Below are 20,933 nucleotides of genomic sequence, written 5' to 3'. Positions count from 1 at the left end.
ATTGTTGAATTTCGGATAAAAAAAAGCCGGATCCTCTGGAGGATCCGGCTTTTTATGCCTTTTATGCCTGAACTAACGGCACTACGATGCCGTCAGGAAGCGGGTCCCCCTGCGTCATGCTGCTTGCGCCACCACCAAAGAGCCTTCTGGCTCAAGAGTTCCAGATCGCCGCCGGCGGCGACGTTCAGGTATGAACGGAATATGCGCACGGCCTCAAGGCTGTGCGGATTTGCTTCGAACATGGTGGAGAAGAGGGGAGCGTCCTGGGTGATCATTTTCGTGGCCGCCTCCATGCGTCGCCCAAACGAGGGCGTGAAGAAACGCTCGATTCCGTTTTCCAGAGGGGAAGCACAGAGATAAGCGACGGTGGTCACGAAGTTGAGTCCTTGGATGTAGGCCATGGCTTGGTCATGCTCATCGGCCGTGGTGTTGAATGGGGAGAATCCCAGCGAGCGGAAGCAGTCTGATAGATTATCGCTTGCCGCTTGGTCACGTCCCACGGTTACGGCAATACGCAGTTCCGCGTCAAGTGTCCCGGGCCCGAAAAGTGGATGGGTGCCGACCACGGGCGTCGTGGTCAGCGCCAGCATTTCGCGCAGGGGCTGGACCTTGACCGAGCAGATGTCGGCCAGGATGCAATCCTGCGTCAGATGCGGCGCTATGGCCTGGGTGACCTCCTTCACTGCCGTGATGGGCACGCACAAGAGGACCAGCGCGGCTTTGCGCACGGCTTCCGGCAGGGCGGCAAGGTCCAGCGGATGGTCGAATTCCGTGACGGGATTTCCCGCCTTGCGAAAGCGTTGCGCAAACCGTGCGCCCATCTGCCCCTTGGCGCCGATGATCACGATGGGCGATGCCGGGCTAAGCCTCATGAGCTGCTCCAAAACCGTTGCCAAGGCGAACCTTGGCCCAGACGTCCCAGAATCCGGGAAAGGATTTGGCCACGCAGGACGGGTTGTCGAGGTGAACGCCGATGCCGCCCAGTTCGAGAATGGCGAAGCTCATGGCCATGCGGTGATCGCCGTGGGTGAGCATGTCCACCTCGCGCGGCAGGAGGCCGCCGTTGCCCCGAATGACCATGCCGTCGGGCCGGGCCTCAATGTTCACGCCTGCCTTGGACAGTTCCGTGACCGGGCCCTGGATGCGGTCGCATTCCTTCAGGGTCAGATGCGCGGCGCCGGAGATGACCGTTTCCCCGGTGGCGAAGGCGGCCATGGCCGCAACCGTGGGTACGATATCGGGGCAGGCGTTCATATCCACATGCACGCCGTGCAGCGCGGATGGAAAAACCGTGACCGCGTCATCGGTCCATTCGATGCGTGCTCCCATGCGGGCCAGGATTTCAAGCATGAAGCGGTCGCCCTGGGCCGAGGATGGGTTCAGCCCGGAAATGCGCACCGGAGCGACGCCAACGGCCCCGGCCGCCAGAAAGTAGGATGCATTGGACCAGTCGCCTTCCACGCGCATGGCTCCGGCGCGGTAGGGCGCCGGATGGACGATGAGACGGATGTCCGTGGGGGGCAGGTTTGCGGCCTCGGCGTGGACGCACGGCTGCCAGTCGTCGAGGATCCGGCGCTCCAGGATCACGGGCACGCCGAAGCGGGCCATGGTGTCGAGGGTCAGGGCGACATAGGGCCAGGAGGCCACGGACTTGCCGATCAGCCGGATGGTCGTCGCTGCGGTCGCCAGGGGCGCGGCCAGGAGCAGGCCCGAGAGGTACTGGCTGCTCTGTTCCAGATTGATGGTCACCTCGCCGCCGGAAAGGCCGGGGCTGGACATGACCAGGGGCGGGTAGCCGTCCTTTTCCTCGAAGGTGACGCGCACTCCCTGGCGGGTCAGGGCGTCGGTCAGGTGCGAGACGGGACGGTCGTGCATGCGGCCCTCGCCGAAAATGCGGTAAATGCCGGGGATGGCCGTGACCACGGCGGCCATGAGCCGGCAGGTGGTACCGGACTCGCCGACGTTCATGGAGACCGGTTCGGATGCTTCTGGCCGCGTCGCCGCGCCGATGCCGTGCACGAAAAGCTTGTCTTCCCGGGGTTCGATCGTCGCGCCGAGCAGGCGCAGACACTCGGCGGTGCGGGTCAGGTCCTGGCTGTCGAGCACGCCTTCAAGCAGCGATTCGCCTGTCGCCAGGGCCGCGCAGATGAGCGCCCGATGCGAAAGGGACTTGGATGAAGGCGCGGTGATGTGGATGGCCGGGTTCATGATGACTCCTGGGTTATGCCCGCGCCGTAGAGATGCGGGCCCGTAGGATAGCTGCCGAGCACGCGCATGGTGTGACAGAGGCTGGTCAGATGCTTTATGGTGTTTTCGTACTGCTCCTGGGACAGGTCGCACTCCACGTCCATGAAGAATACGTATTTCCATTTTTCGCCCTTGAGCGGCCGTGATTCCAGTTTGGTCAGGTTGAGCCCCTGATCGGCCAGGAGATTCAGGATGGCGGCCAGGGCTCCGGGGCGGTCCGGGGTGGTGAACAGGAGCGAGGTCTTGTCGCGGCTGCTGCCCACCGTCGGTGTGGGGCCGATGACCAGAAATCGGGTCCAGTTGTCGGGCAGGTCCTGGATGTCCAGGGCCACGGCCTTGAGTCCATAGCGCTCCACCAGACGCGGATGGCCGATGGCGGCGGAGCCTTTGCCCTCGCGCTCGGCCTGGGCTGCCGCCGCTGCGGTGCTCTCGGTGGGGACAACGACGGCCTGGGGTACGTTGGTGCGCAGCCAGCCAGAGCATTGGGCCAGGGCCTGGGGGTGGGAATAGACCGTGCGCACCGAGGCCAGATCGGCGTTCGTGGCCAGCAGCGCGTGGCTTATGCGGCTGAAAAGTTCGGCGTGGATATAGACATTGTATTGCAGGAAGAGGTCCAGGCTCTGGCCGACGCTGCCCTGCAGGGAATTCTCAAGCGGGATCACGCCAAGGTCGGCCTTGCGCGAGGCCACGGTCAAAAAGACGTCATGCAGGGTAGGGCAGGGCGAGAAGTCCATGGAGCGGCCAAGGTATTCAAGACCCGCCAGATGCGTGAAGGTTCCCTCGGGGCCGAGGTAGGCCACGGTCTGGGGCTGCTGCAGGCGGCGCGAGGAGGACAGGATTTCGCGGTAGATGGCGCGCAGGTGATCTTCGGGCAGGATGCCGGGGCTTAACGCGTTCAGCCGGTTCAGGACTTCCTTTTCGCGAAAGGGCTTGAAGACGATGTCCAGGGAATCGGACTTGAGCTGGCCGACCTCGCGGCTCAGGGAGGCGCGTCTGTTGAGCAGGCCCAGGAGCTGTTCGTCCAGGTCGTCGATCTGGGTCCGGATCTCGGTCAGACGCTGCGTGGACGCACTCATTCCTTGATCTCCTCGGTGATGCGCATGCCGAAATGCCTTCCCGCCTGATCCGTGCGGCACAGCACCTTGTCTCCGTCCTTGAGGTCGACCACGCTGACCGGGCGGCCGTCGCTTCGAACCATGCGGATGGTCTCGGCGTTTTGCAGGAAGAGGGTCCCCTTTTTCCCGTTGCACTCGGCCTCGATGAGCAGCATGGGCCGGATTTCGACCTTGCAGCGTCCGACCGTGGCCAGGGTGGTGGAGCCGTCGGCGCCGACTATGAGCACTTCGGTTCCGGTCTTGAGTTCATCGAGATACGTGGTCCTGTCCCCGGGCATGGCCGCATAGGCGTGCACGGCCCCGGCATTGATGCGGAACGGGCGGGGAGCCACGTAGGGATTGGATTCGGTTTCGGCGTTGATGAGGAAGGTGAAGGCGCTCGAATTGCCGACCAGCATGCCCTGACCGGATTTCAAAAGGCTCATGGTGTCCACGCAGACACGGTGGCCGAGCCCGGCGGAGGTGACGGCTGTGATGGTCGCAGTTTCCAGTTCCATGGTTCCCTGGCTCAGTTTGAGTTCACGCACGATGATTTTGAGATCCTCGGCCGCCGTGGGCAGAACGACCACGGTTTCGACCCCTCGCTCCAGGATACCGGCGGCCAGTCTGGCGCGGTCAAGGTCGGCGGCTTCAACGGCCAGACGGTCGGACTGAGCCAGTATGTTTTCAACTGGAATGATCTCCCAGCCTTCGCGAAGGATGACGTCCTTGCCCTGGCCCAGGAGACGCACAGCCTCTTCCTCGTCGGCCTTGGAGGCCAAGAGCACATAGGGCTGGTCTTCGGCGGCAAGGACCGGAATCTTGCTCAGGGCCTGCACGGATGCGACATGCTCGCGTTCGACGATGACCGCGTCCACGCCGGATTCCAGGGCCAGGGTGATCTCGGTCTTGTCAAAGGGAACGCCGGAAAAGAGTACTTTTTTCATGACACGGACCTAGAGTTTGGGTTCTTCGAGCAGCGCCAGAGCCTGTTCGACGGAGTAATCCATGTGCACCACGGCGTGCAAGGCCTGAACGAGCCGGGTCGGATCTTCGGCCTGGAAGATGTTGCGTCCCATGGATAGCCCTGCGCCGCCCGCGCTGATGGAGTCGTGAGCCATCTGGATGATGTCGCGCGGAGAGTCCATGCGCGGTCCGCCGGCAATGACGATGGGGATGCAGCAGCCTTCGGTCACTCTGGAAAAGGATTCGGGATCACCGGTGTAGACGACCTTGATCACGTCGGCGCCCAGTTCTTCGGCCAGACGTGCGCAGTGTGCCACGGTGGCCGGATCCCATTCGGATTTGACCTTGGGGCCTCGTGCGTAAACCATGGCCAGGAGCGGCATGCCCCATTCGGCGCATTTGGAGGCGACCTGGCCCATGTCGCGCAGCATGTCGCGTTCGGACTCGTCACCGAGGTTGAGGTGCACGGACACCGCGTCGGCGCCGAGCTTGATTCCGTCTTCGACCGTCCCGACCAGGATCTTGGCGTTGGGGAAGGGAGAGAGGGTGGTGCTGGCCGACAGATGGATGATGAGGCCCACGTCGCGGCCATGACCCCGGTGCGAACAGCGCGGCAGACCCTTGTGCATGAGCACCGCGTTGGCGCCGCCCTCGGCTACCTTGTTCACCGTGGAGCGCAGATCCACCAGACCCTGGATGGGGCCGACGGTGGTTCCGTGGTCCAGGGGCACGATGATGCTGCGGCCTGTGTTGCGGTTGAAGATCCTTTCCAGCCTGACGCTTTTTCCCATGTTCATGATTTCCTCCGGTTTCGGCCGGGCACCCGGGGCCTTAAAATGTAAAAAAGGGCCGCCGGCGTATTGCCTGCGGCCCTAAGGTTGGTTTGCTTCTTCAAAAAGGCTAAAGCAGTCCCCTCAGACCACAGGCTCTGCTAAAATAAAAGTACCAAAAAAAGTACAGGCTGTGATTGAGGGAGAAGTTTGTCATAACGATTGCCTGACTACTCAGTTTGGCGGGAGACTGTCAAGAATTTTTATGACCGCCGGTCATTTTTATTTTGGATGGTGATTTTGTCCTTGATGCGCGGCGTCTGGAGTTCTCTATTTTGGGCATTGATGCACGCTGGGTTCGCGCGTATGGTGGGGCAATTCCATTCCGCCAGGACCAAGGAGAGGGGTGCATGGCCGCCAGGAACGCAATGCCCGGTGTGATCCGGAGAATCTGTCTGTGCTGTCAGGGTGGAAGCCCGAAATTTGTCAGGGAGTGCGAGCATGTCCTGTGCCCGCTGCATTCGTGCCGGATGATCGAGGACGGGGAGGATGCCGCTCTGCAGAGTTGCATCGCGGCCTTTTGCCTGGCCTGCGCGGGCAGTCCCGAGGCTGTGATCGACTGCAGCGCAGACGTTCCCATCGGCGCCCAGCCGCCATGCCCGGCCCATCCTTTTCGCATGTCCGAAGAGGTTCCCGTGACGCAACAGGTCCGCCCTCTGCCCGGCCTTGGCGCAGTCTCGGAACGGCTTGCAAAGTCAAGCTCCCGTGCTAATGAGCGAATTTTGGAATCCGAAGTGAATGATTTGCCACGGGTTTCGGTGACATTGGACCAGCCCCGTCATGAAGGGCTGGCGAGCATTTCACCCGGGCGTGCGCCCGAAGCGTTGGATATTTGAAATGACGGAAAAAATCGAAAAGGTGGATGGAATTCTGGGAAATTTCGAGCGTCGGCGGCAGATTGAAAAAGAGGTTGCCGAGTCCCGGTCCGTCGGGCGGACCCGTCCCAGGCAAAGGGAAACGACCCCGGGTTCGCCGGTCTGGAATGAACTCCATGCCGAGGACAGGCTGGTGGACGAGAAGGGGTGATCCCTAGCCGCGAATCAGGTCTATTCCGGCCAGAATCCAGCTTTGAATCACATGGTAGCCGCCTGCGATGACATCCCACCAATGATTGGCCAGGGCGAGCACGGACAGTACGGACAGGAAAAAGAGGACGGTCCAGACCCTGTGAATGATGGCCCGGAGAATGCGCATGAAAAGGGATGAATTGGAAGCCATGGAACTCCTCTTGATGTCTTGATCGGTCTACTTTCTTCCCCGGCCCTTGCGTCCGCCCCGGCCTTTCGAGGGGAAACCGATGTTCTTGATTACCCAATAGGCGGCGTAGCCAAAGGCCGCGAGAAGGAAAAAGCGCGGAAAAAACAGGCAAAACAGAAGTCCCGCGATGAGAATCAGGGGATGAATGCCTAGTCGACGGATGAACGTCTGCGCTTGCCGCAGTAAATTTTCAGCTTGTTTCATTGCCGGAATCCTTTATTATTAGGCTCAGGTTGTTAAGCCGAATCATCTTGAAAGTAAACGGAAAATACTTTTTTTTGCGAGTCATCGTCCCCCTTCTTTTCGCTCATCACCCTTATCTTCCACAGGAAATCACATGCCTTTCGTTTCGTCTTGCCCCGAGTCGGGTTTCAATATCCGTGCCCTTGAGTCCCTTTTTGCCGATCGCATGCCGCGTCTTGCGCACATGCGCGACGCCGCGTCCTTTGCCAAGGATCTGTCGGGCAGCTTTTCCCTGCCGGCGGATCATGCGCGACTGCTGATCCGTTCAGCGCTGCTGCACGACATCGGGTACGCCTCAGCGCTGCGCCGCTTCGAATACCATGCCCTCAACGGGGCACTGTTCCTGGAAGAGAAGGGCGAACATCCATGGGTGGTGGAGGGAGTGCTGCGTCATTCCCAAGCGGACAGGAAGGGCGGGCGGCTTCCTCTCGTGAGCGAACATTACGCCAGTCGGCCGCCGCTGGCCGAGGCGGATTGGCTGGTGCGGGCCGTGACCGTGGCCGATTGGCGCGCAGCCGGTGTGGGTAAGCGGGTTTCCTTTGCGCGGCGCTTCGAGGATATCGCCACGCGCAACCCGGACAATCCCGGGAAGGTGCGGCAGGCGGCAGCCATGGTGAACGAGGTGCGGGACTCGTTTTTGGAGTGGGCGCGGGACATGGCCACGGAACGCCGCCCTCTGCCCTGGGTTTTTTGCGATGTGGACAACACGCTCATCCGTCCCGGGGACGGGCTCTCGGATGCAAACAAGGCGGCGGTCAAAGCCTATGTGGCGGCGGGCGGAGCCTTTTCCGTGGCCACGGGCAAGCATCCTTTGAGCATCGCCCCTCTGGTATTGCAGTTGGGGCTGAACACCACCCAGGTGGCGGGCAACGGGTCCTGTCTGCTGGACGGGAACGGGATAACCGTCCTTGACGAGCTAAGGGAGGCGGAGGGGGCCCTGCGCGCCGCCCTTGAGAGCAGGGGGCTGCCCATCGCCGTGTATCGCCCGCAGGGCATCGAGACGGGAGGGCAGTGGCCGGCATCCCTGGATGAGATTTTCGACCGTTACGGCGAGATTCGCCCCTCGCGGACGCGTTTGCCGGGCGCGGCGCTGAAGATTCTGTGCATTGTGGATGGTGATGATCTTCGGCGTGAGGAAGAGCTGCGCCTTCTGGCCGCAGAGCTGGGCGTGGATTGTTGCCGCAGCGACCGGCATTTTCTGGAATTTCTACCCAAGCAGGGGAACAAGGGACAGGCTGCCCGCACCGTCATGGAACGGGCTCAGTGGCCGGTTTTACATTCCCTGGCCGTGGGCGACACGGAAAATGACGAGCTGCTCTTTGCCCTGTGCGGAGCTTGCGCCGCCGTGGCCAACGCCGGGGAATGGACACGGCGTGGCGCGGACTGGACCATCGGACAGTGCGCGGACAACGGTGTTGGAGTGTTTTTGGACCGGCTGCGTCTCGGTTCGGGCTGGGCCGGACTGCGCTCGGGCATGACCTTCTGAAAAAAAGTGGGGAAGGAGCTGTCGGGGACCATGCGGTGTCGGCCGCGAGAACCCCGTAGCGCTGAGTGGATTATTGCTGGGGCGGGACGGGATCGTCGATTCCATCCCGCCCTTCGATATCGGCGTTGCGGATGGTTGTGATGATCTGTTGCAACTGGCCTGCGCTGATCAGGTGCTGGGAATGGAGCCAGTGGAATTTGCGGATCTCTTCCTCGGGATCATTGGCGAAGTTGATGTTGCCGTACCATTCGAGCAACTGTTTTTTTCTGCGTTCGCGTATGGCCTCCATGATGCGGTCGTAGTGTCTGTCGTGGAGCAGGACGACCTCTCCGGCGTCGGAGCTGAGCGAGGTCAACTCGATCTTGGTCAGGATATGGAGAAGGAAGCACGCGATTCCCGGGAAGAGGAAGATGATCCCGAGAAGATCGCCGTGAGCCATGGCGTATCCAGCCTGCGCCAGCCCCCAGGCCGAAAGGAGAATCCCACCGTTGAACAGAGTTGCGTTCCGCTCCGTGGTGCGTTGCGGATCCATGCCGATGGAGCCGTAGGGCAACTGGAAGGAGTGCGAACCGTAGGCATCGACCCTGGTGTAGGTCAGGGTGTCGGGTTCGAACTTGAACGTGAAGGTGTTTGAAAATCGTCGTTGGGTGATGAGCATGGGCGGAACTCTCCTGATTCAAGGCCGGTGCATCCGAGGGGGTTAGGTGCTTCGGGCCGGTTTCGTCAAGAATTGTGGCGGAAGCGCGAACCGGCATCTCCGGTTCCAATACCGGCAGGCGGAGATTCGATGCGCCGGCGAGCGGGCTGTCGCCTGCTGAAAAGAAAAAAGGCCGCGTGATGCGACCTTTGATTTCATGGTGCCGGGGGACAGAGTTGAACTGCCGACACGGGGATTTTCAGTCCCCTGCTCTACCGACTGAGCTACCCCGGCTCGACGGAAGACCGTTACTATGGAAATCGACCTGCTTTGGCAAGCTTAAAAAATGAAGTTTGCAAAAAAAATTGTTTTATCGGGTGAACCAGTGGCGAGCGTTCGCATTGAAGGCAATTTCGGACGGGACGACGAAGCGGTGGACCAGGTTCAGTGCAAAAAAAAAGGTCGCATAGTGCGACCTTTGATTTCATGGTGCCGGGGGACAGAGTTGAACTGCCGACACGGGGATTTTCAGTCCCCTGCTCTACCGACTGAGCTACCCCGGCAACGTGTGGTGAGAGGTGCTTTTATGCAAAGCTTGAGTCGATGGCAAGAGGGAATTTGGGTGTCGCTGGATTTTAGGTCGTCTTCGGGCATATTGCCCTCGCGAACGCACAGGCGTCACTGACTTACGGCCTGTGATCAGCTTGCCGCCTGTTATGCCTGGCGCGTGGCGCGCGTGTGTCCACGTGTTGGCCGCCCTCAGTTGTTGACGAAACTCTGGAAGGTTTTCTGGGGTTCAACTCGCAGAAATTCCTTGTAAAGCTTGGTAGATAATGAGTAAGGAGCGAATGTTTTCGCGGCCTCGGCTGTCAGATTCCAAATAACGTTCAAGATGGAACGCCTGAAAAGAAATTTAATTCGCATCTTCGTATCAAGAAATGCCCGGAGGTTCATTGATGTCCCTGACTCCCGCTTTCCCTCCGCCGTCCAGGGGCCGGCGCCCGTTCCTTCTGTTTCTCTTCTTGATCATGCTTTTCCCGGGCGGTGGATTTGCCTGGGCGGAAATGCCAGCCTTGCCCAATGCCTTCGACCTGCGCGATGTAGGTGGTCGGGCCTATATCGGGCCTGTCAAAAACCAAGGTCTCATGGGCACATGCTACGCCTTCGGCGCCGTGGCGGCTGCGGAGAGCACCTATAACCGGAGCATGGGGCTGTATGATGAACGGGGGGTCCGTTTTTCCGAATCGTTCATCATCTGGAGCCTCTCCCCGTATTATGAAGGGTTTGGCCCTTATTCCGGGGCGGACTTCGATTACGACGAACTGCAGGCCCTTGTGGACTATGGCCTGCCCACTGAAGAGGAGTTTCCGTACGCGACGTCGCCGCCCAAGGATCTGCACTGGGATGCGGAACGCGTGCGCTTTGGCAGCTGGCACAGGATTCCTGCCAACGACATCGAGACCATGAAGCACGTCATACAGACTTTCGGGGCCATCGACGCCGCAGTGTACGTCGAAGATGCCTTTATCAACCACGAGGGCGGGGTGTTCTCCGATGCATACTCGTCCCCGCTGACCTCCGTCGAATACCACACGCCCACCAATCACGCCATTTCCCTCATAGGCTGGGACGATAACGCCGGCGGCGAGGGACAGGGCGCCTGGATTCTGCGCAATTCCTGGGGGCCGTCGTGGGGCACGGACGGGTACATGCTCATCGACTACACGTCAGCGGCCGTGGCCACGTCCGGCATATACTTGGTTTACGGTGACTGGACCGGCGAGGATTTCAGGCTCGAAAACACTGCGGACATTGACGCCGTCCTTGAATACTCGGGCCATCAGCCCGTGGCGCGCGGGATATACGAATGGGGCGGGAACGGCGCCTTTATCGGCAACACCGCCCAGATCCGGTCCGAGGCCGCCGTGGATTCCGGCTCGCCCCATGTGCATGGCATTTTTCTGTGGGCCGGCGATGAAAGCGTCGTAGCCAACGGCGGCGTGGTCACGGCCAGGGCATTCACCGACGAGGGTCAGGCCACAGCATATGGAATCTGCATGCAGGGGCGGGATGTGGTGAACGCCGGCGAGGTCAGCGCATTTGCCGGGAGTTTAAACGACGGGCGGGTCACCGCCTACGGCGTGCGCCAGTTCGGTTTCGACGGTGACGCGACCTTTGACAACACCGGCTCCATCCTGGCGGAAGCTCGAACGGGAAGCGGCTGGGCCTATGGTTATTTCGGTAACAGGATTGGACGCGCCGTCAACTCGGGGCAGATTCTGGCCAACGCCACGGATTTGGCCGTCGGGCTGCTGGTCGAGGACACCGCCCGCGTCGTCAACTCCGGCGGGATTTCAGCCGAGGCCGGGGCCGGGACGGCCGACGGCGCCCTGATCCAGGGCGCGATACTGACTAACGACGGCCACATCGGAGCCGTTGGCGCGGAAAAGGCCCGTGGGATGTACGGCACGGAAGGCTCGGTTTTTAGCAACTCCGGGACCGTCAGCGCGTTCTCAGAGTCCGGCCGGGCCGTAGGGGTCGAACTTTGGGGCTCTACGCTCCAGAATACAGGGACAGGGGTCATTTCCGCCGAAACCGACTCCGGTACCGCCTATGGAATTGTCGCAAGCCAGGGATCCGTAGTGGTCAACAACGGGCATGTCATCGGCGACAGCGTGTTCTCCTCGGGCAGCACCCTGGGTGGCGGCGGGGTGTTCACCGGCGACGTGCGGAACCTTTCCGGCGTCGTGGCCCCGGGCAATTCCATAGGCGTCATCACCGTCGACGGCGACTATCGCCAAGACGCAGGCGGGCTGCTGATCCTGGAGTTCGGGCGCGGGCAGCATGACGTCCTGGACGTCTCCGGGCAGGCGTACCTGGACGGAGGCCTGCAGCTGCGCCTCGTGGATTACCTGGCCGGGGGGACGTATCCCGTCCTGACCTCGAGCGGGCTCGAAGGGGTGTTTTCCAGCATTGCGTCCCCGGCAGTCCTGACCACGGAATTGAGCGGGTCATCCTCTGGTTTGGACCTGATCCTTACCCGCAACGCCTACGCGTCCCTGGCCGCCGGTTCCGGCCAGCGCAGCGTGGGGGCCGCGTTGGACCGGTTCCGTCTCGACGCGACGGGCGACATGGGGGCTGCCCTTCTCGGTATCGACAACATGGACCTGGGCGACCTGCGCGCCGCGCTGGCCGACATGGCTCCGGGCATCCATGCGGCGACCCGGCGCGCCCTCGTGGATCTTTCCCTTCTGGAAACGGAAACAATTCTTGGACGACTGGAGGAACAGGCCTTCCGTATGTCGGAGCCCTGTTCAAACGCGACCGCAGAGCAAGGCGCCGGGCAGTGGGCGTTCTGGGGAAGCGTGTCGGGGGCGGTCGGGGCCCGGGATTCCGACGGCGTGGTCCCGGGTCTGGAAACGCAAACCACGAATTCCTTTCTCGGCGCGGAAAAAAGCGGCGGCCACTGGACTACGGGCGCTACTTTTGCGCTGCTCAACCATGTCATGGACGGCGACGGCGATGCCAACCGCGCCGAAGTCACCTCCGTGCGGGGCTATGTGCATTCGCTCTGGCGGCGGCACCCTGGAGAGGGCGGGCCTTACGTCGCGGCCAGCCTCGGCGGCGGTCGGTCGCGTATCGTCACGACCAGGGACGTGGCGTTCATGGATTCGACCGCCGACGCCAGGCATTGGGCGCACGATGCCAGTCTCGGCCTGGGAGTGGGGCATGTTGTTACTGGCCAAGGGTGGCGTATTCTGCCCTATGCCAGGCTCGCCGGACTTTATCTGCATGAGGATGCGGTCGACGAGAAGGACGCTGCGCCCATGGACCTCGATATCGCTTCCGAGGACATCTTCTCTATCCATTCGTCCGCTGGTCTGCGTGCAGGCAGGCTCATCCCCCTCGACGGGGCGTCGCTCTTTCCCGAAGCGCGCATCCAGTGGACCCACGCGCTTATTTCGGACGGGGAGGAGATCCAGGCTCGTTTCGACGGCTACGATTCCGACTTCGCCATTGACAGCGATTTTACGAGGGACCGTCTGCTCTTGGGCGCGGGTCTGACCCTCGCGGCCAAGGGGTTGCGAGGGGAGATGCGATACGAATACAGCACGAGCGACGGCGGTGAAATCGCGGAGCACCACGTCGGTGTGAAAGTGGAATTCCGCTTTTGAGAGGGGGAGCGTTTCCGGTCCCTTAAGCGACGAGGGATGCGCGTAGGCTGCGGTTCGGCCGTTCGTGCGGGGAGTCCCGGTCTGGTCCTGGTAGTAATGAAGCGGGACAGTCCGGCAATGGCCGCATCTGGACGACCGCCCCGGCGCTGTCTCCCGGAAAGGATGTATAACCGAAAGTGCTAAACTGCTCAGCAGACAACAAAAGGCTTACGGCGAAAAAGCACGTAAGCCTCTGTTATTCCTGGCCCGCCCTGCATGATTCGAACATGCGACCAACGGATTCGAAGACAGGCACTCTAAGTTTTACAACCTCCTCACTTTATGGCAACAAGCTAAAATTGTTGCCATTTTTTTATTCAATGAGTCTGATTTTTTCAGACAAAAGCATATTTTGGAACAAAAGTCCCACCCGATTCCCACCCAGGCGGTGTCTAAAATTGGCCTTCAACATTTTTTAGGGCGAGGATATGTCCGCATAGATAGACCTGTGATTTAGATAGTCTGCACTGCCTGATTGATACTTTACAGCCAGGGCTCGCCTGCGAGTCCTGAGGCAAAACACGTTTGAAATTGGTTCCTTACATGGAATCCGGGGACGATGGGTGATTCACAGAGAATCGAGGCAGCAAAGCTCGAGTCGACGCAAAATAGCTCATCACCCTTCAACCTCCTTGAGAAACGATCCGGTTTCCAAAGGTCAACAGGTACCGATCACGATTTGCGCAACCGGTATCTGAAAGATTTGACTTTCAAACCACGGGCCATTCAATACCCAGCCTTGTTCATACCGCTTTACCACCACTGCGCCACATGGGCGGTGTCACCGGGCTGCACGTTGATGACTGTGAAATTTTATACGGAATTCCTTGGACTGCAGGCCTCCTGTCTAATGCCTTGAAATTAATGAAATATTCGATTCTTTAAGCGCTTAAGGATGTCCAGCCACATCAGGGGCTTTTCATAATTTACGAGACACAAAATGGTCTTCACTGATGCCCTATTAATAAAAACTAGTATTACTGAATGTGTAACACTTTTTTTCTTGCAACTCACAAGACCATTAGTGCAGAATATCTTAAAATGTCTATCAATTTATAGACACAGCGCGAGCAACTCAAATTCGACGTCTCCCCCCTGCTAATTCGAAAATAGGAGATTCCATGCGCGTTTGGTTACCTCACCATCTATACAAGACTTTCCCCTTACTCGTTGGTGCCACCGGCTTCTTGGGCTGCTTCAGCGACGATACTGCTGCCTTAGCCTTAGGCGGTTTGCTTATGCTGTATAGCGCTGGTGTAGGCTACATGAGACTGCAGCATTCATTCTGAATCCAACATCAAAACTCATCCGGTTAAAGCGTACTTGGCCTTATGAATCCCCAGTATCTTGAGTTTACAGAACGCTTGGTCCCGATAGGTCAATTCCTAAGATTTCCAGCCAGCAGCAATCATAGCCAGGCAGCCCAACCACAAGGACTTGCAAGCTTATGGACATGGTGGTTCATCCTCTTGGTTTTTCATTTGTATGAAAACTCAATAAACTCCATGTCCTTTTATTTTATCAAAAGCATGTTCACCCGGATGAACCTGTTTTTTTCCTTAACTGCCAGGAGGGCAGTATGACCCGGACATCCATCCTGATCGTGGAAGACGACGGCATCCTAGCCCTGCACATAACTGACATGCTCACTCGCATGGGCTACACACCTCTGCCACCAGTGGCAACCGGCCGGCAGGCCTTGGCGTCTGTCGAGAACTCCGACGTCGACTTGATCATCATGGACATCGAACTGGCCGGCCCCATGAACGGCATTGAGGCGGCTGTTCATGACATCACCAAGGAGTACGACACTCCCGTAATTTTTGTCACGGAATTCCCCAAGGCCCTTCTTTTGCAAAAAACTAAAATTGTGTCCCCCTGTGACTATATCTTCAAGCCGATCCAGGAACGGGAGTTGGCCGTGACCATCGAAATGGCACTGCAGCGCCACCAGTTGAAAAAACAGCTTCGGGAAACTCAGGCTGCTTTGGCCGCCAGCGAAGCCCGGTATCGCCAACGTTTTGATCACGCGCCCCTTGGCGCATATATGAGCAGCCCGGAAGGCACATTCGTGTCTCTAAATCTGGCCATGGCTCGGATGCTCGGATTCGATTCCGCCCAAGAGGCCTTAGAGCATATCTCTGACATCGGAGCCCAACTTTATTTCAATCCATCCGAGCGAGAGCTGTTCCTTGAGAACCTGACCGGACGCGGGTTTGTCCAAGACTTCGAATTCCGTGCCAGAAAAATTAACGGCGAGATCATCTGGCTGTCGGATACAGCCCGACTGGAAATCCTTCCAGGATCGGACTCCCAGATCATCAGTGGGTTCATACAGGATATTACTCTGCGAAAGGTGGCTGAGGAGAGCGTGCAGCGCACCACCATGCGACTGGCCAGCATGGTTCGACTGCTGCAACGCCCGTCGGAAAACCTGCAATCTTTCTTGGACGCGTCCTTGGACGAAGCAATCAGCCTCACGGAAAGCAGGATCGGGTACATCTATCATTATAACGAAAAGACTCAAGAATTCTCGCTCAACAGCTGGTCTCGGAACGTCATGCCTCAATGCCGGGTGGCCAAGCCACAGACCTGCTACTCCCTGGCCGAAACAGGCCTATGGGGAGAGGCCGTGCGTCAGCGCAAACCCATCTTGGTCAACGATTACTCTTCAGGGCATCCGCTGTCCAAGGGCTGCCCCGAGGGACACATCCGGCTGACCCGCTTTCTGACCATTCCGCTGATCATGAACAACGCCATTGTGGCCGTGGTCGGGGTCGGCAACAAGGAAATGGATTACACCGAGGCCGACATCCTGCAGTTGCAACTCCTGATGGACGCAGTCTGGAAGGCTGTCGGGCAGCAGCAGGCCGAAAATAACTACCAGCAATTGTTCCAATCCATGACCGCAGGTTTCGCCCTGCACGAAATAATTACCAACGAAAACGGTACCCCATGTGACTACCGATACCTGAGTGTCAACCCGGCTTTTGAAAGACTGACCGGCCTGCGCTCCGAAGACATTGTTGGCCGTACCGTGCTGGAGATCATGCCAGACACAGAACCGATCTGGATCGAACGATTCGGCAAAGTGGCCCTGAACGGAGATCCGGCCAAATTTACCAGCTATTCCAAGTCACTGGGTTACTACTACGAGGTTTCTGCCTATTGCCCTGAACCACGCAAGTTTGCGGTTATTTTCCAAGACGTCACCGAACTGAAAAACACATTGGACAGACTCCACGCTACGACCCTACGTGCCCAAGAGTTGGCCGAGCAAAGTCAGGCCGCCAGTAAAGCCAAATCCGAATTTCTGGCAAACATGAGCCATGAGATCCGCACTCCGCTTAACGGTATCATGGGCATGCTCCAGCTTCTCGAAACCACAGCCCATAACCAAGAACAGCAGGAATGCTGTACCTTGGCGCTACAATCCGCGAACCGACTGACACGCCTTCTTTCGGACATCCTTGATCTGTCACGCATCGAGGCCGGAAAGATGGAAATTCGCAAAGATCCATTCTGTTTCAAAGAAACACTGCAAGAGATCATTGACCTTTTCATGCCCCTTACATTGCAATCCAAAATCAAATTTGAGCTTTACATAGATTCGAATATTCCAACAAATGTAGAGGGAGACTCACTCCGGCTTCAACAGGTACTTACCAACCTAATCGGAAACGCCTTCAAGTTTACACAGCAAGGACGAATCACTGTGGAAGCGTACCCATTGCCAGCCCTCAAGGATAATCAGGCGAGAGTTTTTTTTACGGTATCGGACACTGGCTGCGGAATTCCTGAGGACTGCCTTGCCATCTTGTTTCAACCCTTCGCCCAGGCTATTGAAGGGTACACTCGGAGCCACCAAGGCGCGGGGCTGGGCCTGACAATTTGCAAACAGCTCGTCAAGTTAATGGATGGCAACATTTCTATTGAGAGCGAGGCCGGAGTGGGCACAAGCTTTCATTTTTGCGCCACTTTTGGCATTCTATCCGACAGTCTTCAGCAAGATTTTTCTGGCGACGTAACGACCCAGAAAGAAACACCTTGCCGGGTTCTCTTGGCTGAAGACGATGTCGTAACGCAGTTTGCTGTTCGTAAGCTTTTAGAAAAAGCAGGGCATACAGTAGTTTCCGCCTGGAATGGAAAAGAGGCAATAGACCTTCTAAACGTGGAAGATTTTGACATAATTCTCATGGACATCCAGATGCCTATCATGGACGGTATCGAAGCAACGAAAAAAATTCGAACCTCGCAAACAGAGCCAAAAGCGACTATACCTATTATTGCACTTACATCTTATGCCATGGCTGGTGACCGGGAAAATTTTCTCGCCGCTGGTATGACCGACTACCTCAGCAAACCGACTAATTTGGCAGACTTAATGCGTGTTATAGCAAACACCTTTAACAGATAAGTTTTATTCATAATGTCAAAATTTGCACAATAGCAAAAGTCTCACTCCTTGCAGTCCCTGCATGATGTGACGGAGAACCGTTTTTGAAGAACCATTCCCGTATCCGTACGGAAAAAAATTTTCCGCCCACCAGTCCCTCCCACAGATGAAGCTGCAACAGTAGCCCCCGCCTCGGCGAGGACCTCCATAGCAACTTGGACATTGCGATTTCCTGCCGAGGAATTGCAATGATGATTCAAAGGGGAGGCGCCTCCAAAAACTTTGCACTCAAGGCTGCTTGCTGAAATTCCTGATTTTGAAAAATCACGCAATAGAGTCCATATAGCTGAGTCTACAAAGCGGTAAGGATCGCTATGGGATTTGTTATTTGGAAAATTACCAGCACTCGGAAGCAAGGCATGAAAAATTCCACCCCACCGACGTTTCGAACAATACATTGTTACAGAAACGCACGATCCAAGAACCGTTTGAACTAATGTCGGGGCTGTATATATTCCTCCCTGTGCAATCATAAGATATTTATGAAACAAATCTTGACAATCTTTGAGTCCTTCATAAACTTGTATTGGAAATTTTCTCTTGTTTCTTGTATTTTTTTCCATTGTTAACCAAAATTTTGCTTTTTATGTAGAAGTTTATCATTAAATAACTGCGCATTCCGGACAAACTGACCAGTGATTCCACTGCAAACTGCCCACCTGTTCCGGCTGAAACTGACCAGGAAATCGGAGCGAAGCGACGCTGGTTTTGGGACGCTATGGGAACTGGTCAGTTGGGGTCAATGATGGATTTCATCTTCCGCATGGATTCTCCTTTGAGGTTGAGCTGGTAGGCGTTGTGTACAAGGCGGTCGAGGATAGCGTCAGCCACGGTCGCATCAGCGAGGTACTCGTGCCAGGCTGCCACTGGCAGTTGGCTGGTGACGATGGTCGAGTGCCTGCCGTGGCGGTCTTCGAACAGTTCAAGCAGCTCCCTGCATGTGGCCGGGGTCATCGGGGTCAAGCCCCAGTCGTCGAGCACGAGCAAAGGGATTTTGGCAAAGGACCGCATGAGCTTTCCGTACCGACCGTCGGCTTTGGCGATCAGTAGATCCTCCATGAGTCGAGGCAAGCGCATGTACAAGGCGTCGAAGCCTTCCAGACAGGCCTTGTGAGCCAGGGCGCAGGCCAGGAAGCTCTTCCCTACGCCCGTCGCCCCGGTGATGAGCACGTTGTGTCCTTTGCCGACCCAGGAGCAGGAGCCCAGACTCATGACCAAGGTCTTGTCGAGCCCCCTTGGCGAGTGAAGGTCGATATCCTCGAAGCAGGCTGCGTGCCTGAGTTTTGCTTTCTTTAACCGTGTCGTAAGACGGCGGTTCATGCGGTGCAGTTTTTCGCGGTCGATGAGAAGCGCCAGGCGCTCTTCAAAGCACAGTTCTTCGATGCCGTGCATGGCCCGCTGTTCCTCCAGAGCCTTGGCCATGCCGCCAAGGCCCAAGGCATTGAGAGTCTGCGAGGTTGGATGGCTCAGCATGAGGCCTCCTTGCGGTAGTATTCCGGACCACGCACGTTGTCGTGGGGTATGGGAGTCTGGTCGGCGTTGTGGATCGGCAACGGCAGACGGTCCAGGCCGGTCTTGAGGATGGACTTGAGACTTTTCTGGGAAAGGGCTCCCAGATGCAGCGCCCGCTCACAGGCCGCGTCCAGGCGTGCGGATCCGTGCTCCTTGGCCAGGCCGATGACGCCCAGGCAGGATCTGTAGCCCTGTACGGGGTGTTTGCGTGAACCCATGATGGCTTCCGTCAACGCAGAGACATTGGGGCCGAGCGTTAGCGCCCATTGCGCGAGGCGCTCCGGGGTCCAGCCCGCGTACTCTTGGTGACTTTTGGGCATGTGCTCCATGACGGTCGTATGCCGTCCTTTCTGCATGGACCGGGGATGGGCAGCCACACGTTGGCCCTTGTGGAAGCATTCAACGGTGGTGGCCGTGATCCGGACGTCGATACGTTTTTTGATGAGGCTGCACGGCACGGAGTAATAATGCCCGTCTACTTCGACATGGTAGTCGATGTTGACGGTGGCCTGCTTCCACTCGGCAAAGACGTAAGGGGCGCACGGCAGCGGCAGGAGTGCCGGCTTGTCCAGCGTTTCGAAAGCCTCTCTCCTGTTGCCGGGCAACTTTTTGAACGGTCGGGTGTTGAGGTCAGTCACCAAGGCGGCGATGGCACGGTTGGCCTCGTTCAAGGATAGGAAGACTCGATTGCGCAACCTCGCCAGAATCCAGCGCTCCACGATTTGCACGGCGACCTCGACCTTGGCCTTGTCTTTAGGTTTGCGCACTCTGGCCGGGATGACGGCTGCACCGTAATGGGCCGCCATGTCGTCGTAGGTTGGATTGATGTCGGGCTCATAGCGGCAGGCCTTATTGACGCCCGACCGCAGATTGTCGGGGACAAGCAGATGCGGAACACCGCCGAGAAAGGTGAAGGTACGGACATGGGAGCCGATCCAGTCCGGCAGGCTCTGTGTCCACGTGGCCTCGGCAAAGGTGAAGTTGCTGGCGCCGAGCACGGCCACAAAAATTTGGGCCTCACGAACCTCGCCGCTGAATGGGTCTTGAATGGGGATGGTCTGGCCCGCGTAGTCGATGAAGGCCTTCTCTCCGGCCACGTGGACCTGGCGCATGGATGGCTTGAGTTTGCCCACGAAGGCTCGGTAGCGAGCGCAGAAGCAACTGTATTGCAGGCCGTCAGGATGCTGCGCCTTGTACTCATCCCAGAGCAGAAGCAGGGTCACGGAACGGCGCTTGCGCTCTATGTGGACGTCGGCCCAGTTCGGTTCCGGTCGCTTCACGGAACTTGGCGGCAGGGATGGAAAGAGCAGGTTTTCAAGCTCTGAGTCGGACAGGCTTGGCGGCAACGGCCAACTGAGGTTGGCAACCTGAGCCCTGCGTAGGTACTCGGAGACGGTGTTGTGTGAGATCTTGAGACTGAGGCCGATCTGGCGTGCGGACAGGTCCCGGTCGAAATGCAGTCGTAAAACGTCTTTGATCTTGCGCATGGATAACCTCGAATTGGGCATGGGCACCTCCTGAAAAGGAGTATGCCCGAGTTATCCAGCGCCGCATCCGCTGCGAATTTTTCCACCGAGTCTGACGCCGTTGGGGCTGGTCAGTTTGTTCCGGAATCGGTGGTCAGTTTGCCGTGGAATCCGTGGTCAGTTTCCCGTGGAATCGGTGGTCAGTTTCCGCCGGAATCCGTGGTCAGTTTGGACCGGAATACGCATAAATAACTATACTCAATAATGGTTTTTTATAAAAATGTCATTAAATTTGCTACAAAATTCCGATCAATTTAGTCAACTAAAGATTCAATGGAATGCCTCCCGTCACGCTACGATCATCTTCCGTCTCCTTTGTTGTCTACTATTTTATCGCCAAGTTATTTTTTTTTGTAATTCAAACAAAATTATAGTAACTGACAGATAAATCTTTTGAAATTTACCATTGAGATGCATAAAAACTAATCCCAAAACACTGGGCTTTTTAAAAAATTTTATTTCAAG

16 protein-coding genes and 2 tRNA genes are annotated in these 20,933 nt (G+C 57.7%); 5 read left to right on the top strand and 13 right to left on the bottom strand.

Annotation, left to right across the window (positions count from 1 at the left end):
- Nucleotides 1-92: 92 nt before the first annotated feature.
- From BMZ40_RS04320 to BMZ40_RS04300, 5 genes are read right to left on the bottom strand one after another with little or no spacing between them, the layout of a single operon-like run.
- Nucleotides 93-872: a prephenate dehydrogenase/arogenate dehydrogenase family protein gene (locus tag BMZ40_RS04320; RefSeq protein ID WP_092372899.1), complete on the bottom strand. Its 780-nt coding sequence runs from the start codon at nucleotides 870-872 to the stop codon at nucleotides 93-95.
- The gene (aroA, locus tag BMZ40_RS04315; RefSeq protein ID WP_092372898.1) at nucleotides 862-2,208 is read right to left on the bottom strand and encodes a 3-phosphoshikimate 1-carboxyvinyltransferase; all 1,347 of its coding nucleotides are present in this window, start codon (nucleotides 2,206-2,208) and stop codon (nucleotides 862-864) included. The genes BMZ40_RS04320 and aroA overlap by 11 nt, the downstream gene beginning before the upstream one ends.
- The gene (gene pheA / locus BMZ40_RS04310) at nucleotides 2,205-3,323 is read right to left on the bottom strand and encodes a prephenate dehydratase (RefSeq protein ID WP_092372897.1); all 1,119 of its coding nucleotides are present in this window, start codon (nucleotides 3,321-3,323) and stop codon (nucleotides 2,205-2,207) included. The genes aroA and pheA overlap by 4 nt, the downstream gene beginning before the upstream one ends.
- On the bottom strand, nucleotides 3,320-4,288 hold the full coding sequence (locus tag BMZ40_RS04305; protein WP_092372896.1) for a 3-dehydroquinate synthase II family protein: 969 nt from the start codon (nucleotides 4,286-4,288) through the stop codon (nucleotides 3,320-3,322). The genes pheA and BMZ40_RS04305 overlap by 4 nt, the downstream gene beginning before the upstream one ends.
- Nucleotides 4,289-4,297: 9 nt before the next feature.
- Complete coding sequence (locus BMZ40_RS04300; protein ID WP_092372895.1) at nucleotides 4,298-5,104, bottom strand: 2-amino-3,7-dideoxy-D-threo-hept-6-ulosonate synthase; 807 nt, start codon at nucleotides 5,102-5,104, stop codon at nucleotides 4,298-4,300.
- Between the two features lie 383 nt (nucleotides 5,105-5,487).
- Between BMZ40_RS04300 and BMZ40_RS04295 the strand changes: the two genes are divergently transcribed.
- Together BMZ40_RS04295 and BMZ40_RS04290 are read left to right on the top strand one after the other, a co-directional pair.
- Nucleotides 5,488-5,973 carry a hypothetical protein gene (locus tag BMZ40_RS04295; RefSeq protein WP_092372894.1) on the top strand — a complete coding sequence of 162 codons (486 nt, stop codon included), beginning with the start codon at nucleotides 5,488-5,490 and terminating at the stop codon, nucleotides 5,971-5,973.
- A 1-nt stretch (nucleotide 5,974) separates the two neighbouring features.
- A complete protein-coding gene (locus BMZ40_RS04290) occupies nucleotides 5,975-6,163 on the top strand; it encodes a hypothetical protein (protein WP_092372893.1) in 189 nt (62 codons plus the stop codon).
- Nucleotides 6,164-6,166: 3 nt separating this feature from the next.
- On the opposite strand, the gene BMZ40_RS04285 is transcribed toward BMZ40_RS04290, so the two are convergent.
- Entirely contained in the window at nucleotides 6,167-6,355 is a 189-nt protein-coding gene (locus tag BMZ40_RS04285) for a hypothetical protein (RefSeq protein WP_092372892.1), read from the bottom strand.
- Nucleotides 6,356-6,382: 27 nt separating this feature from the next.
- Nucleotides 6,383-6,598, bottom strand: coding sequence for a hypothetical protein (locus BMZ40_RS04280; protein WP_092372891.1), 216 nt, complete (start codon nucleotides 6,596-6,598; stop codon nucleotides 6,383-6,385).
- Between the two features lie 133 nt (nucleotides 6,599-6,731).
- Between BMZ40_RS04280 and BMZ40_RS04275 the strand changes: the two genes are divergently transcribed.
- On the top strand, nucleotides 6,732-8,123 hold the full coding sequence (locus BMZ40_RS04275) for an HAD-IIB family hydrolase (protein ID WP_092372890.1): 1,392 nt from the start codon (nucleotides 6,732-6,734) through the stop codon (nucleotides 8,121-8,123).
- Nucleotides 8,124-8,193: 70 nt separating this feature from the next.
- Here BMZ40_RS04275 and BMZ40_RS04270 read toward each other — a convergent pair whose 3' ends face one another.
- From BMZ40_RS04270 to BMZ40_RS04260, 3 genes are all read right to left on the bottom strand, one after another.
- Nucleotides 8,194-8,781 carry a hypothetical protein gene (locus BMZ40_RS04270; protein ID WP_092372889.1) on the bottom strand — a complete coding sequence of 196 codons (588 nt, stop codon included), beginning with the start codon at nucleotides 8,779-8,781 and terminating at the stop codon, nucleotides 8,194-8,196.
- A gap of 197 nt (nucleotides 8,782-8,978) precedes the next feature.
- Nucleotides 8,979-9,054 (bottom strand) — tRNA-Phe (locus BMZ40_RS04265).
- A gap of 193 nt (nucleotides 9,055-9,247) precedes the next feature.
- A tRNA-Phe gene (locus BMZ40_RS04260) sits at nucleotides 9,248-9,323 on the bottom strand.
- Between the two features lie 501 nt (nucleotides 9,324-9,824).
- On the opposite strand from BMZ40_RS04260, the gene BMZ40_RS04255 reads away from it, so the two are divergent.
- A complete protein-coding gene (locus BMZ40_RS04255) occupies nucleotides 9,825-12,935 on the top strand; it encodes an autotransporter domain-containing protein (protein ID WP_177193017.1) in 3,111 nt (1,036 codons plus the stop codon).
- 1,618 nt (nucleotides 12,936-14,553) lie between these two features.
- Entirely contained in the window at nucleotides 14,554-17,391 is a 2,838-nt protein-coding gene (locus tag BMZ40_RS04250) for a response regulator (RefSeq protein ID WP_092372887.1), read from the top strand.
- 41 nt (nucleotides 17,392-17,432) lie between these two features.
- Here BMZ40_RS04250 and BMZ40_RS04245 read toward each other — a convergent pair whose 3' ends face one another.
- The 3 genes from BMZ40_RS04245 to istA form a co-directional block, all read right to left on the bottom strand.
- Entirely contained in the window at nucleotides 17,433-17,993 is a 561-nt protein-coding gene (locus BMZ40_RS04245) for a chemotaxis protein CheD (RefSeq protein ID WP_092372886.1), read from the bottom strand.
- Nucleotides 17,994-18,159: 166 nt separating this feature from the next.
- Nucleotides 18,160-18,903 carry an IS21-like element helper ATPase IstB gene (gene istB, locus BMZ40_RS04240; RefSeq protein ID WP_092372885.1) on the bottom strand — a complete coding sequence of 248 codons (744 nt, stop codon included), beginning with the start codon at nucleotides 18,901-18,903 and terminating at the stop codon, nucleotides 18,160-18,162.
- Entirely contained in the window at nucleotides 18,897-20,429 is a 1,533-nt protein-coding gene (istA, locus tag BMZ40_RS04235) for an IS21 family transposase (protein WP_092372884.1), read from the bottom strand. Before istA ends, istB begins: the two co-directional genes overlap by 7 nt.
- Between the last annotated feature and the right edge of the window lie 504 nt (nucleotides 20,430-20,933).

The sequence above is a fragment of the Desulfomicrobium apsheronum genome, assembly GCF_900114115.1.
In the GTDB taxonomy this organism is placed as follows: domain Bacteria; phylum Desulfobacterota; class Desulfovibrionia; order Desulfovibrionales; family Desulfomicrobiaceae; genus Desulfomicrobium; species Desulfomicrobium apsheronum.
Note: the sequence above shows the minus strand (reverse complement) of the source record. Positions and strands in the feature narration are given on the sequence as shown.

Bases quoted from the DNA above. Each gene is read 5' to 3' on its own strand.
- BMZ40_RS04270 (WP_092372889.1), bottom strand. From the start codon at position 8,781: ATGCTCATCACCCAACGACGATTTTCAAACACCTTCACGTTCAAGTTC.
- aroA (WP_092372898.1), bottom strand. From the start codon at position 2,208: ATGAACCCGGCCATCCACATCACCGCGCCTTCATCCAAGTCCCTTTCG.
- BMZ40_RS04300 (WP_092372895.1), bottom strand. From the start codon at position 5,104: ATGAACATGGGAAAAAGCGTCAGGCTGGAAAGGATCTTCAACCGCAAC.
- BMZ40_RS04250 (WP_092372887.1), top strand. From the start codon at position 14,554: ATGACCCGGACATCCATCCTGATCGTGGAAGACGACGGCATCCTAGCC.
- BMZ40_RS04320 (WP_092372899.1), bottom strand. From the start codon at position 872: ATGAGGCTTAGCCCGGCATCGCCCATCGTGATCATCGGCGCCAAGGGG.
- BMZ40_RS04280 (WP_092372891.1), bottom strand. From the start codon at position 6,598: ATGAAACAAGCTGAAAATTTACTGCGGCAAGCGCAGACGTTCATCCGT.
- BMZ40_RS04275 (WP_092372890.1), top strand. From the start codon at position 6,732: ATGCCTTTCGTTTCGTCTTGCCCCGAGTCGGGTTTCAATATCCGTGCC.
- BMZ40_RS04295 (WP_092372894.1), top strand. From the start codon at position 5,488: ATGGCCGCCAGGAACGCAATGCCCGGTGTGATCCGGAGAATCTGTCTG.
- pheA (WP_092372897.1), bottom strand. From the start codon at position 3,323: ATGAGTGCGTCCACGCAGCGTCTGACCGAGATCCGGACCCAGATCGAC.
- istB (WP_092372885.1), bottom strand. From the start codon at position 18,903: ATGCTGAGCCATCCAACCTCGCAGACTCTCAATGCCTTGGGCCTTGGC.
- BMZ40_RS04255 (WP_177193017.1), top strand. From the start codon at position 9,825: ATGCCAGCCTTGCCCAATGCCTTCGACCTGCGCGATGTAGGTGGTCGG.
- BMZ40_RS04245 (WP_092372886.1), bottom strand. From the start codon at position 17,993: ATGGAAAAAAATACAAGAAACAAGAGAAAATTTCCAATACAAGTTTAT.
- BMZ40_RS04290 (WP_092372893.1), top strand. From the start codon at position 5,975: ATGACGGAAAAAATCGAAAAGGTGGATGGAATTCTGGGAAATTTCGAG.
- BMZ40_RS04305 (WP_092372896.1), bottom strand. From the start codon at position 4,288: ATGAAAAAAGTACTCTTTTCCGGCGTTCCCTTTGACAAGACCGAGATC.
- BMZ40_RS04285 (WP_092372892.1), bottom strand. From the start codon at position 6,355: ATGGCTTCCAATTCATCCCTTTTCATGCGCATTCTCCGGGCCATCATT.
- istA (WP_092372884.1), bottom strand. From the start codon at position 20,429: ATGCGCAAGATCAAAGACGTTTTACGACTGCATTTCGACCGGGACCTG.